The organism is Tenebrionibacter intestinalis, from assembly GCF_016632365.1.
Lineage (GTDB): Bacteria > Pseudomonadota > Gammaproteobacteria > Enterobacterales > Enterobacteriaceae > Tenebrionibacter > Tenebrionibacter intestinalis.
Genome location: NZ_JAEPBH010000034.1, coordinates 20,351 through 33,480 on the forward strand (window position 1 = coordinate 20,351; position 13,130 = coordinate 33,480).

Consider the following 13,130-nt stretch of genomic DNA (forward strand, 5'->3'; position numbering starts at 1 on the left):
ATGACGCAACAACGCTATATCGGCTATGTGGTAAAACGCTATCCGCGCTTTTCAGAAACGTTTATCGTCAACGAAATTCTCGCCCATGAACGGGCTGGCCTGAAGGTGGATATTTTCGCGCTTGGGAATGTAGAGGAGACCCATTTTCAGGACATCATTGCCCAGGTGAAAGCGCCTGTTACGCGCCTGAGCGATAAGCAGCGCAGCGCTGAACATTTCTGGACGCTGCTGGATAAGGCCTGGCGCGAGCTGCCTGAACTGGCCGCCGTACTGGCACAGCCGCGTCACCCAAATGTGCATGAAATCGCTCAGGCGTTACAACTGGCGCTGACGATACGCGAGCGCGGTATTGAGCACCTGCACGCCCATTTCGGCACCCGCGCCACCACCGTAGCCCGGCTGGCGGCAAAATTTAGCGGCATTAGTTACAGTTTTACCGCTCACGCAAAAGATATCTATTACCCCTATGAGGCGGGTATTGAGCTGGATGCGAAATTGCGGGACGCCAACTGCGCCGTCACCGTCTCGGATTATAATCTGGCCTGGCTGCGCGAGCGCTTCGGCGACAGTGCGGCTAACGTCATACGGCTGTACAACGGCCTTGATATGAAAAAATTTACCTGGCTGCCGCCAGCGCGCGCCGGGCAGGCCACACTACTGGCGGTGGGCCGCCTGGTGGAAAAAAAGGGATTTTGCCATCTGATTGAAGCGCTTCGTCAGCTACGCGATGCCGGGCATACGCTGCGCTGCGTGATAATGGGGGACGGGCCGTTGCGTGCAACACTGGCCGCTCAGATCCACCAGGCGAAGCTTTCGGCTTGCGTCACATTGTCGGGTTTCCTGCCGCAGCAGGAGGTGATTGCCGCTATGCGCGGCGCAACCCTGGTTGTTGCGCCGTGCGTCATCAGCGAAGAGGGCGATCGCGACGGGTTGCCTACCGTGCTGCTTGAAGCAATGGCGCTGGGTACGCCGGTCATTTCCACCCGTGTCGCCGGTATTCCTGAACTGGTTATCGACGGCGAAACCGGGCGCTGCGTCACACCGAACGATCCGCAGGCGTTAGCCGACGCCATTGCGCAACTGGTTAGCGATGACGCGCTGCGCGCCAGGTATTCACACGCGGCGAGGGCGTTAATTGAGCGTGAGTTTAATATCGACAGCAACGCCGAAAAACTGCGCAATATTTTCAACGCGGCGATTGCCTGTCGCTCCCTGACGCAACGGGAGAGCGCGTGATGAAAGTCGCTTATATTTGTGCCGATCCCGGTATTCCTGTATTTGGGCAAAAAGGCGCATCCATACACATTCAGGAGGTGTTGCGTGTGCTGTTGCGCCACGGTGTGGAAATAACGCTCTTTGCACAGCGCCTGGGCGGCGAACCTCCCGCAGCGTTTCGCTCGCTGACCATTATTGAACTGCCTGCCCTTGTCGGGGGCGTTGACGAAGAGGCGCGCGCCGACGCCGCGCTTGATGCTAACGCAGCTTTGCTGACGCGTTTTATTGAGGCCGGGCCGTTTGATGTGGTGTACGAACGCTACTCGCTGTGGAGCCATGCTGTTATAGGCTATGCCCGTCAGGCGGGTATCCCCACGGTGCTGGAAGTAAACGCGCCGCTGCCGCAAGAGCAGCGCAGGTACCGCAGGTTGGTGAGGGCGCGGGAGGCTTTTGGTGTGATAGAAAGCCTCGTGAGCGACGCTGATACGATTATTGCGGTTTCCCGCGGCGTGAAGGGCTGGCTTGAGACGTTTTCAGGCGCGCAGGGTAAAGTCCGCGTGGTGGAAAACGGCGTCGATCCGGCGCGCTTTAGCCAACGGTCGCCTGCGGCCGATGGGCCTCTGACGCTGGGGTTTGTCGGCACGCTGAAGCCGTGGCACGGGCTGGAAACGCTGGTCGAGGCGTACATACTGCTGCGGGAAAAAGGTTACCCTGTCACATTATCCATTGTAGGCGACGGGCCTCAGGCTGCTGTGTTGAAGGCGCGTTTATCTCAGTGCGGCGCGACCGGTTCGGCCCGGTTTCATGGCGCTGTCGCGCCAGAGCAGGTGCCTGCGCTGTTGGCCTCAATGGATATTGGCATTGCGCCTTACCCGCAGCTCGACAACTTTTACTTTTCACCGCTCAAGATATACGAATACATGGCCGCCGGCCTGCCGGTAATTACGTCACGCGTAGGCCATCTTGCGGAACTGGTCAGCGACGGGGAGACGGGGCTATTGGTTGCGCCGCAGGATCCGGTCGCCCTGGCGCAAGCCGTGATGACGCTTGCTGACGATCCACTATTGCGCCAGCGGCTGGGCCTTGCCGGGCAAGCCCGGGCGCAACAGCATCATAGCTGGGAGCAGGTGGTAAAACGCATCTGGCTGGCCGCCGGGCTGAGGTTGCCTGAAGGAGCGAAACATGGCGGTTGATTCCCATGCGTCAGTGCTACGCACGTTCTGGCCCTGGATTCGCCAGCAAAAGGGAACGATTGGCTGCTCATTTCTCTTTCTGCTGCTTGCAAGCGTTATCCGCCTTCTGGAGCCGTGGCCGCTGGCTTTTGCTATTGATGTAGTGATGGGAGATATCCATGACAACACGTTGCTGCGCGGGCTGACGACAGGCACCCTGGCGACACAAACGCTGCTCTGGCTGTGTGCAGCCGCGGTGATCGTTATAGCGACATTACGCGCCATTGCCGGCTACGTCAGCACCGTAGGCATGGCGCTGGCGGGAAGCCGGGTGCTGAGCGCAATCCGCCGCGATCTGTTCGCTCACTTGCTGTGTCTGCCGCTGTCATTTCATCAGCGCAGCCGCACCGGCGATCTGACCATGCGACTGATTAACGATATTGGCATGATGCGTGAGGCCACGGTAACGGCCATCATGCCGCTGCTGTCCAGTATGGTGATTTTCGCCGGGATGCTCGGCATTATGTTTTTCCTCGACTGGTCGCTAACGCTGCTAACGCTGTTGCCTATGCCGTTACTGGCGCTGGCGACCTTGCGCAGCGGGCGCAAAATTCGCGACGTAAGCCGCACTCAACGCAAACGCGAAGGAAACCTGGCGGCCCGCGCGGCGGAGTATATGACCGGCATCGCCACACTTCAGGCCATGTCGCTGGAAAAAGCCGCGACGGATAACTTCAACGGCAGCGACGCCCAGAGTTTACATCAAAATGTCCGCGCCAAAAGGCTGGCGGCCGGGCTTGAGCGCCAGGTGGATATGTTGATAGCCGTGGTAACAGCGCTGGTGCTGGTGCTTGGCGCGAAAAGCGTGCTTAACAACAACATGTCCGCCGGTGAGTTACTGGTATTTATTTCTTATATGAAAAACGCGTTTCGGCCAGTGCGCGAATTCGCTAAATACAGCAGTCGTCTGGCAAAGGCAAGCGCCGCCGGCGAGCGTATTATTGAACTTATGCGCATCCCCGTTGGCATCGAAAGAAATAAAGGGCAATTGCGGCTATCGCAGGCAGCGCAGGATATCACTTTTGAACGGGTTTGTTTCACTTACGAGACGCCGGAAAAACCTGCATTGCATGAAATTAACTTTCATATTCCCGCCGGGCAAACGCTGGCGATTACCGGACCTTCCGGGGCAGGTAAATCTACCCTGAGCCAACTTTTGCTGCGCCTTTACGATCCCATAAGCGGACGTATTATGCTTGGCGGCGAGGATCTGCGCGACTATGACCTCGACAGCCTGCGCGGCCGGATAGGCTATCTGCCGCAGGAAAGCCTGCTGTTTGGCGTCACTGTTCGGGAAAATATTGCGCTCGGCGCGGGCAGAGAGGTTAGCGATAGCGAGGTCATTGCCGCTGCAACGCTTGCTAACGCCCACGAATTCATCCTCCGATTGCCGCAGGGTTACGACACTCTTCTTAGCGAGCGCGGGATGTCGCTTTCCGGCGGCCAGCGTCAGCGCATCGCTATTGCCAGGGCGGCTATCCGCAACAGCGCTTTTTTGCTGCTGGACGAACCGGGCGTCGGCCTTGACAGTAAAAACGAACGCGCCGTGACTGACGCGCTGGCGCGCCTGATGCGCGGCAAAACCAGCATCATTATCACCCATAACCTGGCGCTGGCGGCCAAAGCCGATCGCATACTGATGCTGGAAAGTGGCCGGATTGTGGAGCAGGGCAATCACAAAACGCTCATGGCGCAGCAGGGACGCTACTGTGAACTGTGGAACATTCAAAAAGGAGTCGCAGCATGACCGCATGGAATAAAGAGCGTGCGTTGGTTGCCGCCGACCCACGGCTGCCGGGGTTGGGGCTGTTGCTGGATGAGTCGCGGCTGCTGGCGGCGCTGCGCAAACTACCGCTGTTTACGTCGGCCCGCGCGCTACGCACCCGCTATCTACGCTATAAGCACGCCACCAGTTGCGTGCTGGCGCTGGAGATTGATACCGGTGATGAGCAGCCGCTATGCTGGGTTGCCAGAGCGCTTACTGTGGAGCGTTTCGCCGTTTCCTGGCAGCATCCCAAACGCCAGGCGCTGGTAGCCACAAACGATCCACAAGCGCCAATGGCGATTCAGGAACAGGCAATCATACTGGAGCATCCCTGTCAGGATCGGGGGCTTCGTCATCTGAGGTTTCTGTGGGATGCGCAGTCTCGTTTACGCCTGCTGCAACGCTGGCTGCCGACGCAGGCGGAACGCGAAACAATCCATTGCCGATTTTTACGTTATAAACCAGGCCGGCGTTGCGTGGCGGGCCTGTACTGCGGCGAGGTACCGTTAGCGATAGTACGCTGCGCCAGCGCAAAAGATTACGGCACAATATTGCAGGGTTGCGCAACCGGCGCAGCGCTCGGACATATCGACATTCTGGGGCTGGAGGGGCGCTATCGCATGGCCGCTACGCGCTGGCTGCCGGGGGAAAGTCTCGATCAATTGCTGACGCATGCCAGTATGCCCGTATGGGTTGAAGACGCCGGTAAGGCGCTGGCGGAAATTCACGATGCCCCGTTCACGCTGCCGCTGCGCCGCAGCCAGCAGGATGATATGTGTCAAGTACGTCGCGAGCAGGAGAGTCTCGCGACTATCGATCCGCAGGCGCAGGCGCGGTTTTCGCGCTGTCTGTTACAGCTAGAAGCATATCTCGATCGCTTCAGCACGCCTTCGGTTGTGCTGCACGGCGATTTTTCTGCCGATCAGGTTATCATTGCGCAGGATGGCCGCCTGCGTATTATCGACTGGGATCGCAGCGCCTGCGGTCATCCGCTTAACGACCTGGGGTCATTCATCGCCCGGCTGGAAATGGACGTTATTGAGGAACAGTTAACCCGTGAACGGGCCGATATCGCCCGCAGGGCGCTATTAAAAGGCTATACTTCGGCGCGTTCGCTGGCGCTCGACGGGCTGCTCTGGTATACCGTGCGAGCGCTGCTAAGTCTTGCAACAGAGCCGTTTCGTAAACGTTCGCGGCGCTGGCCGCAAATCGTGGATGCCCTGCTGACAAGAGCGGAACAATTGTGCGATGACGCGCTGAGAAATTATGCCAGTACTGACTGGCAGCATCGCATGATACAGCTTACCTCGCCCGACGTTATGGAAGCGCCGCTAAAGCAGGCGTTGGGGCTTGCGCCTCAGGCCCGGCTACGTGAGGCTTGCGTATTGCGTCAGAAGCCCGGAAGGCGCGCGCTCATCGCCTGGCGGTTTGCTACCGGCACAGAGTCGAACCGGAAAATAGTGGGTAAATATCGGGCGAAGGGGTTGGATCATAAGGCTTTCGCCTGCCAGCAGGCGCTTTGGCGCGATGGTTTTCATGCGCAGGCGCGATTTAGCGTACCGGAACCGCTGGCGGTGCTGGACGCGCAGCATATCTGGCTACAGCGGCATGTTGATGGTGTAACGCTTGCCGAGCTGCTCCTTAAAAAGCCTCCGCCGGGCGTGCTTGCCGATACCGGAAGCGCGGCGGGCCTGGCGCTGGCCGCGCTTCAACACAGCACCGCATTGCGACAGGCTGTAGGCAATCGTCACTGGGCGTTCAGCGATGAACTGCAGGTGCTGAGCGAAGGATTTGAGCACGTTGCCAGCCGCTATCCCAACTGGCGTAGCCGTCTTTCCTCTCTGTTCGCTGCATGCGCACGCCTCTCATCGCCGCTGACAATGGCGCGCCAGAGCGTATTGCATCGGGATTTTTACCCGGAGCAGGTGCTGGTCTCCCCGTCGGACGCCCGTCACCTGACGCTGCTTGATTTCGATTTGTGCAGCTATGGCGCCGCGGCGCTCGACGCCGGAAACTACCTTGCACACGTTAGCGAGTTAGCCCTGAGACAATATGCGGATATTGGCGCTTTTGGCGTCCATGAAAAGGCCTTTCTGCGCGCCTATCTCAACGCATCGCCGCAGGTGACGTCAGCAGAAGTGCAGGCTTACCGGGCACTCTCCCTGGCCCGTCATATTTTCCTGAGCACCCGTTTTACCGCGCGTACGCATACCACGCAAGCGTTGCTCATTTATTGTGAAAAGTTAATGGAGCCCTTTTCATGACAGGAAGTTATTTTGCAGTACGCCACGGCACATTTTCCTTTCCGCTCGGCCTGAGTTTACTGTTTACGCCGCTGCTGGCCGACGCGCGTATCGCCAGCGAAACCATTGGCGGGGTAAATAAGCAGAGCATAACGTCTCAGACGCCGCTATTACAGCTTAATACCACACTAAAAATGGAAGCGTATTCACTGCGTAACGCTAATTTACGTAATGGAGAGAAGCGTGAAAATGAACTGGAACTGGAGCCGCTGGCGCGCTTTCGTGTTGATGTGGCTAAAAACAGGTTACTGTACGGCGCTATTGAACTTGAGTTCACAAATAAAACCACGCGCAAAACAGGAAAACAGGAAAAGAAGAAAACCCGGCTTGATGTAACACAGGGATATATTGGCGTTGATATTAATGCCATAAATACCGACCTGCGAATCGGACGCTGGTTGTACCGTGATATGCGTGAATGGCTGTTTGATGAAAATATGGATGGCCTGCTGGCGCGCTGGAAAAAAGGGAAATGGCAGGCTGACGCGCTGGGTGCGCGCATGAACTATCTGCAACGTGATTTACTGGATCGCACCTCGCGCAGCCGCGCAAATAAGACAACCCTGGCAACATTGCTGCGCTTTAAGGTCGATAAAGACTGGCAGACAGGGGGCTATGTGGTCGCAAGTAAAAACACGCACGATGAAGGTTTCCGACAATTGCACTATGGTCTGCGTTCCCATAATGAGAAGCGCGAAGGGTTGCGCCACTGGGTGGAGTTGGGAATGATGACGGGCAACAGAGAAGGGTCGCGCCGCTGGGGCAGGGTGTTTGATGCAGGCGCAACCTATATTTTCGACACGCCACTGCGACCACGCCTGACGCTGGGCTATGCATATGCCAGTAAACACTATAATCAAACGGGGCTACAGTCGAATGAGGGGAGCTTTGGCGGAAAGACAAAATTTACTTTCTACGGTAATACATTAGCTCCGGAGTTAACAAATTTACAGATATTAACGGCGGCGGTCGGCATGGATATTACGCCCGATTCGGATCTGGAACTGGTCTATCACCATTATCGCCAGACGCAGATGGCAGATTTAAAAACGCACGATACGGCGCTGAAATCGCGCTACGACCAGCGATCCTCACGCAATCTGGGAAATAGCATCGATCTGATCTGGGGGGTAGAGATGTCAAAAAAACTGCGTACGGAACTCATAGCGGGCGTATTTTTACCATCAAAGCGGTTACGCGCCTCTTCTTCAGTTAATGCGTCGCGCAGTTCGCCTGCGTATTCCGTTGGCTTTGAGGTCGAATACAAATTTTAAATTTCAGACAATAACGGAGGGTGAACATACCATCGCGTTGCCTGATTTAAGCAAGTATAAAAAACAAGCCTTTCAGACAGCCGTAAAAGCTGCGCAATTCCCGGGAATTGCGCAGCTATTTGAATTCATTTATCGCAGAGAATATAAACAATTACTTTGAATTGTCAGATTTTTTCCCGCTGCTCTGTCCACCTTTTTTGCCCGCCTCAGAAGCGCGCTCAGGATCGTTTTTAAAATTCCCGCCGCTGTGTTGGCCGCCTTTACGCCCGGCTTCAGAAGCCTTCTCGCGATCCTCAGAAAAATTATTGGAACCACCACGATGTTCTGCCATTTGCCTGACCTCACGTTGGTTAAAATAAAAACATGGTATAACCCATGCTTCACGTTCAGTTTTTAACTTTAGCTGTATATTCTGTTGCGTCAAATAAAATCATGCGTTCGACTGTTTTATTTACCGCTTCTTTATTTACCGCTTCGCCCGAAAATTAATAATGTTTTTAAAAGAAATGACATATTTAAAAATATTCTTACGGCAGGGCTATAAATAACTCTTTGATTTGCTCATTATATTTTTGCCAAAAAGGAAAAATTAGGAGTAAGTCATGGTTAGTAAAAACGACATCAAAGAACATGCATCTGTTATCGCAAGTTGTGGAAGCCATGTCGGCACTGTCGACCATATGGAAGGTGAAGACAGCATTAAACTGACACGCAGTGACGCAGAGGCAAATGGCCAGCATCACGTTATTCCCCTGAGCTGGGTTGAAAAAGTTGAAGGCAATAACGTGATACTGAATAAAGATAAAAGTGAAGTCCAGCAAGGATGGAAAGCTGTCTGATAAATTTTCCGATAAGAGCAGAACTTCCGGCGGTACGTCGGAAGTTTTGTTTAATAAAAAAATGATAACAGACGATGGTAACCAGTGGATCTGATTGTACACTCGGGCAGGCGGGTATGATGAGCTATTCTGGCAGCGGCGGGGTGTACTGGTGGATATCGAGATAACGAACCGCAACCAGACATCAATATTAAAAAGCAGATAACGGGGCTTGAAGCCCAACCGTACGATAAGTGCATTTTTGAACTATCCGGTGGAGTCCTGTCCGCACGCCAGTAGACAGTCACAGGGGGTATTCATCTGCTTGAATCGCAGGAGCACTTGATCAGGGATTTAACCGCGAACCGACATGGCCGGTGTGGTTTGCAGGAGGTCTGAGAAGTTATAGGCCATAATGGCAATTTAACATAATACACATTATGCGCACCAATGGGCAGGATGGCGGGAACTGGCGTTCCCGGCGTGTCACTGGCCGTTAATTTGTTAGTTCATTAGTTTGTTCGTTAGTTTGTTTTGTCGAGTCATACACCACTTTTTCGGTGCCATGCTCCAGATCGTGATGGATAATCTGAAAATCCAGCGGCTCATTATCTGCATCCATGCCGCTCTCCAGCCAGCGTGACCGGTACGCTTCCGGCAAATCGGCCTTACGCCGGAACATCTGGTAATGATAAATGTAGCCTCGCGGGCTGACGAACGGCAGCGACGCGAAGCCATAATGAAACTTCGCGCGGCTCCAGTCCGCAGACAATCTTCCACGTCGTTCAAGGCGCTGGCCATTGGTCGTGTCGGCCCGCTGGCCCGGATACCGGACAAAGAACTTCATCGGTATGTTATTCAGGATCGCCTTCCGGCACTGCGCTGAAAGGCAGCGCTGATTGCGCCGGCGAATTTTTGTTTCATGAAATCAGTCTCATCGCCTGTTACCGGTCGCCATCGGCAATTTAGCGGGAACCATTTAAACTACCATTTTCAACAAAATACAGATTACTAACTTAGTATATTTAAAGGGCAAAGCCCCATAAGTGAAATATGCCGACATGGGCGATAATCGTCACAGACATCGGCATCATTTTTAACAGCGCCAGTTTAATAACCTGACACGCCTCTTTTATTCTTTTTTAGTTGTAATTGTATCAAGCGCGGCATTTACCCTCAGATCAGCATCAATGTCGCCAGTCACCCGAGCCAGTTCGTTGAAATCCGGTAAAAAATCGTCTTTTCTGGAGATTTTGACATCAGAGGAATTTTTTTTTATCTTCTTTCACGTAAAATGCCAGAATATTCATCATTCTTCGATGGTCTTCTTCCTTATAATCTTTTGGCAAAGAGACATAAGTAAAAAAACGTTCGCCATCCTGCGACACCATAGGAACAGGGACACGAATAAACTTTTCTTCAGGTATCCCTGTATTCATATCCCTGCCATCTATATTTAATTCCTTATATTCCATGTAAACCTCTTAAGTTATAACCTACGTTTACTTAGCCTTCTTGTATAAATTATCCTACGAAATTTATACAATTTTCCTGGAGAATAGTATTTTTAATACTGCCGTCTGAAATAGCGCGCTATATTAACATGCAAAGTGTTAACGCGCCTATCTCTTGAGGAACTGGAAACGTGTTAATATTTTTATTATATCTGTTAGTAAATAAATGACCCTGTCACGTCTGCAGTTTCCTTGTTATTCCGCTACTTAAACCAATTACTGTTACTACGTTATCTTAATGTGTAACTCCCCTCGCCTGCTGTTTAGCGATTTGGGCATATTTGTGTCGTTTGGTATGGTGTAATGATATAAATTAGCATGTTGTAACTACACCTGGCTCTGTCTCTGTCGATTCACCGGTCACTGGCTATAATAACGCGATTTAATTCCTGCTTATATACGCTACGCTCAGCATATAAACGTAAAATATCCTACGTTAATAAATGGGCAACTTTGCGGGAATAGCAACTATTCCCCCCACGATTAAATGGCGTCCATCATAGCTGGCAATGCGCTAACCAGTTTATCCACGGCCAGCCTGACTTTCAAAGACAGATGAGGTGTGCGCGGCCATACGGCATAGACGGGCCAGCTTCCTGAAGACAGGTCTTTTAATGTTTCTCTCAACTTCCGTGATAAGGTCATTATCGAAGGCGGAATGGGGAATGGTATGCCAATGCCATTCACGCCGGGTTCTGATATGGCTGGCGTAGTTGAGGCTGTAGGATTGGGTACAACCCGCTTCAACCAAGGAGACCGCGTTATCTCATCCTTTAACGCAGGCTGGATTGACGGAAAGCTAAATAACAATGCCAAAAATCCGCACTACAACACGATAGGTTATGCTTACCAGGGCGTGCTGGCTGAATACGTGGTCATGAGTGAAGAATGGCTGGTCAAAGCCCCTCAGACGCTTACTGACGCTGAAGCCTGCACGCTGGTCTGTGCAGGACTGACGGCCTGGTTTGCTCTGATTGAACGCGGCGGCCTTCGTGCCGGCGAAACCGTACTTGTTCAGGGAACCGGCGGCGTGGCGCTTTTTGCACTGCAAATTGCCAGGGCTATGGGCGCCGAAGTATTTATTACCTCATCCAGCGATGCGAAGCTGGCAACTGCGGCTGCGCTCGGCGCCAGTCACTGTATTAACCGTAAAAAAGAGGACTGGGTCGAAGCCATTCACCGTCTGACGAACGAACAGGGCATTGATCACGTTGTGGATACGGTCGGGGGGCGTAACTTTGCAGACTCCGTTCGCGCAGTGGCCTCACATGGCCGAATCTCCCTGATTGGTATGATGGACACGCACGATACGTCAGCTCCGGGAGCCATGCTGCTGCTAAAATCTCCGACTGTTCAGGGCATTGGCGTAGGCCAACGTCGGGCGCTTGGAGATCTGGTCCGTGCCGTTGACTGGATCAAATTAAAACCGGTTACAGACAAATCATTCCGCTTCGATGAACTGCCGCAAGCACTGGAGCAGCTTGATAACGGCGCGTTCGGAAAAATTGTTATTAACGTGGGCTGAAAATCCCGGCAGAGGTGTTTACGGGATACCTCTGCTCTTCGTTTTGTCTGGTACTGTTGACCCGTTATTGATATAGCGTAGCGGATTCATCGCTACCTTACGCTTAACGCCGCTACATTCATGATGCCCGGACACAAAAAGCGGGTCAGATTCCCCTCCTCCCTATGTCCTGACTGAGCAAAGGATAGGACAGGTATGACTAGCGCGGCGGGAAACTGCCAGTCGGCGTTAACCGCACAAACAGGGCGTATATGGCCGGCGGGCAGACAAGATATTACTCCATACCCCAGGAAAATATTCAGTAATAACCGGGAGTTACTTTAGCATATTGTGTGATCCACATCATGTTTTTGATTGACAGTTGCTTTCATGGTAAATAGTATCTTACGTGATTAATCTACTTGCCTGGGCAACGACATTGACCGACACAAACGATCTGTTTAACCAGATAATCCCACTGGGACGTCTGATTCATCTGGTGAATCAGCATAAAGACCGTTTGCTCAGCGAGCATATTTCTCCTCTGGAGGTGACGCCACGCCAGTTTAAGGTACTCTGCGCTATACACTATGCTGAATGCGTTACCCCCGTTGAACTAAGAAAATTGCTGTCGGTCGATTCGGGCGCGCTAACCCGCATGCTCGATCGTTTAATCGACCGCGGCTGGGTCGCGCGGCAACCAAACCCAAAAGATAAACGTGGCGTGCTGATACGCCTCACCGCAGAAGGCGTTGATCTGTGCGAACGTTGTCGTTGTCTGTTAGGGCAGTCACTGCACCAGGAATTAACAAAAAATCTGACCACGGAAGAAATTATCCTCCTTGAAGACCTGCTCAGGAAGGTTCTGCCGTAAAAATGAGATGAGGTAGACAATGTCCAGACGTAATAATGACGCAGTAACAATTCACAGCATTTTAGACTGGATTGAGGATAACCTTGAATCCCCGCTGTCGCTGGATAAAGTCTCTGAACGCTCAGGCTATTCGAAATGGCACTTACAGCGGATGTTTAAAAAAGAAACCGGCCTGTCTCTGGGCCAGTATATCCGTAACCGCAAACTGACTGAAATTGCCCGCCAGCTCAGGCACAGCAATGAACCTATTCTGTATCTTGCGGAACGTTACGGTTTTGAATCCCAGCAGACACTGACGCGCACGTTTAAAAACTACTTTTCGGTCCCCCCACACAAATATCGCGTGACCAACATGCCAGGCGAGACCAGGTATCTGATGCCGCTCAACAATGCCCGCGCTCAATACAAAGGGTATGAAGGTCAATAATACAAAGCCATGCCAGAGAGAATGCATTGTTGTTGCTAAGCTCATTGGGCGAAGCCTTCCTGTTCAGGCTGCCCTGCGCCAGCGTGACGGCGCCCCAGAGGCGCCGTCGTCTGCCCCTTTCGCCAGCGACGCATCATTAACCCGCAGCGTTTTGTATCTATATACCGATAAACGAAGAAACCGCGCATTGCAGGCATGTACGCC

11 protein-coding genes and 1 pseudogene are annotated in these 13,130 nt (G+C 53.0%); 9 read left to right on the plus strand and 3 right to left on the minus strand.

From position 1 onward, the window contains the following. The 5 genes from JJB97_RS13120 to JJB97_RS13140 are packed head-to-tail and all read left to right on the plus strand — an operon-like array spanning position 1 to position 7,789. Positions 1 to 1,236: a glycosyltransferase gene (locus JJB97_RS13120; protein ID WP_238714447.1), complete on the plus strand. Its 1,236-nt coding sequence runs from the start codon at positions 1 to 3 to the stop codon at positions 1,234 to 1,236. Beyond that, complete coding sequence (locus JJB97_RS13125; protein WP_238714448.1) at positions 1,236 to 2,408, plus strand: glycosyltransferase family 4 protein; 1,173 nt, start codon at positions 1,236 to 1,238, stop codon at positions 2,406 to 2,408. The genes JJB97_RS13120 and JJB97_RS13125 overlap by 1 nt, the downstream gene beginning before the upstream one ends. Next, positions 2,398 to 4,194 (plus strand): ABC transporter ATP-binding protein, encoded by a 1,797-nt coding sequence (locus JJB97_RS13130; RefSeq protein WP_238714449.1) that lies wholly within the window; start codon positions 2,398 to 2,400, stop codon positions 4,192 to 4,194. The genes JJB97_RS13125 and JJB97_RS13130 overlap by 11 nt, the downstream gene beginning before the upstream one ends. Further along, entirely contained in the window at positions 4,191 to 6,476 is a 2,286-nt protein-coding gene (locus JJB97_RS13135; protein WP_238714450.1) for an aminoglycoside phosphotransferase family protein, read from the plus strand. Before JJB97_RS13130 ends, JJB97_RS13135 begins: the two co-directional genes overlap by 4 nt. Beyond that, positions 6,473 to 7,789, plus strand: a complete 1,317-nt coding sequence (locus JJB97_RS13140; RefSeq protein ID WP_238714451.1) for an alginate export family protein — start codon at positions 6,473 to 6,475, stop codon at positions 7,787 to 7,789. Before JJB97_RS13135 ends, JJB97_RS13140 begins: the two co-directional genes overlap by 4 nt. A gap of 151 nt (positions 7,790 to 7,940) precedes the next feature. Here JJB97_RS13140 and JJB97_RS13145 read toward each other — a convergent pair whose 3' ends face one another. Further along, positions 7,941 to 8,120 carry a con-10 family general stress protein gene (locus JJB97_RS13145; RefSeq protein WP_238714452.1) on the minus strand — a complete coding sequence of 60 codons (180 nt, stop codon included), beginning with the start codon at positions 8,118 to 8,120 and terminating at the stop codon, positions 7,941 to 7,943. Between the two features lie 271 nt (positions 8,121 to 8,391). Here JJB97_RS13145 and JJB97_RS13150 point away from each other — a divergent pair, with 271 nt between their 5' ends. Continuing rightward, complete coding sequence (locus JJB97_RS13150) at positions 8,392 to 8,628, plus strand: DUF2171 domain-containing protein (RefSeq protein ID WP_238714453.1); 237 nt, start codon at positions 8,392 to 8,394, stop codon at positions 8,626 to 8,628. 475 nt (positions 8,629 to 9,103) lie between these two features. Here JJB97_RS13150 and JJB97_RS13155 read toward each other — a convergent pair whose 3' ends face one another. Next, positions 9,104 to 9,454, minus strand: coding sequence for a hypothetical protein (locus JJB97_RS13155; protein WP_238714454.1), 351 nt, complete (start codon positions 9,452 to 9,454; stop codon positions 9,104 to 9,106). Between the two features lie 412 nt (positions 9,455 to 9,866). Further along, positions 9,867 to 10,082, minus strand: a complete 216-nt coding sequence (locus JJB97_RS13160) for a hypothetical protein (protein ID WP_238714455.1) — start codon at positions 10,080 to 10,082, stop codon at positions 9,867 to 9,869. 655 nt (positions 10,083 to 10,737) lie between these two features. Between JJB97_RS13160 and JJB97_RS13170 the strand changes: the two are divergent. From JJB97_RS13170 to marA, 3 genes and pseudogenes are all read left to right on the plus strand, one after another. Then, positions 10,738 to 11,646, plus strand: a pseudogene (locus JJB97_RS13170) (zinc-dependent alcohol dehydrogenase family protein); the annotation flags it as partial. Positions 11,647 to 12,064: 418 nt separating this feature from the next. Continuing rightward, a complete protein-coding gene (locus JJB97_RS13175) occupies positions 12,065 to 12,499 on the plus strand; it encodes a MarR family transcriptional regulator (RefSeq protein WP_238714474.1) in 435 nt (144 codons plus the stop codon). Between the two features lie 19 nt (positions 12,500 to 12,518). Next, the gene (marA, locus tag JJB97_RS13180) at positions 12,519 to 12,926 is read left to right on the plus strand and encodes an MDR efflux pump AcrAB transcriptional activator MarA (protein ID WP_238714456.1); all 408 of its coding nucleotides are present in this window, start codon (positions 12,519 to 12,521) and stop codon (positions 12,924 to 12,926) included. Positions 12,927 to 13,130 lie beyond the last annotated feature (204 nt).

What these genes read in the sequence shown, in the direction of transcription:
- JJB97_RS13120 (WP_238714447.1), top strand. Translation starts at nt 1, where the DNA reads ATGACGCAACAACGCTATATCGGCTATGTGGTAAAACGCTATCCGCGC.
- JJB97_RS13125 (WP_238714448.1), top strand. Translation starts at nt 1,236, where the DNA reads ATGAAAGTCGCTTATATTTGTGCCGATCCCGGTATTCCTGTATTTGGG.
- JJB97_RS13130 (WP_238714449.1), top strand. Translation starts at nt 2,398, where the DNA reads ATGGCGGTTGATTCCCATGCGTCAGTGCTACGCACGTTCTGGCCCTGG.
- JJB97_RS13135 (WP_238714450.1), top strand. Translation starts at nt 4,191, where the DNA reads ATGACCGCATGGAATAAAGAGCGTGCGTTGGTTGCCGCCGACCCACGG.
- JJB97_RS13140 (WP_238714451.1), top strand. Translation starts at nt 6,473, where the DNA reads ATGACAGGAAGTTATTTTGCAGTACGCCACGGCACATTTTCCTTTCCG.
- JJB97_RS13145 (WP_238714452.1), bottom strand. Translation starts at nt 8,120, where the DNA reads ATGGCAGAACATCGTGGTGGTTCCAATAATTTTTCTGAGGATCGCGAG.
- JJB97_RS13150 (WP_238714453.1), top strand. Translation starts at nt 8,392, where the DNA reads ATGGTTAGTAAAAACGACATCAAAGAACATGCATCTGTTATCGCAAGT.
- JJB97_RS13155 (WP_238714454.1), bottom strand. Translation starts at nt 9,454, where the DNA reads ATGAAGTTCTTTGTCCGGTATCCGGGCCAGCGGGCCGACACGACCAAT.
- JJB97_RS13160 (WP_238714455.1), bottom strand. Translation starts at nt 10,082, where the DNA reads ATGGAATATAAGGAATTAAATATAGATGGCAGGGATATGAATACAGGG.
- marA (WP_238714456.1), top strand. Translation starts at nt 12,519, where the DNA reads ATGTCCAGACGTAATAATGACGCAGTAACAATTCACAGCATTTTAGAC.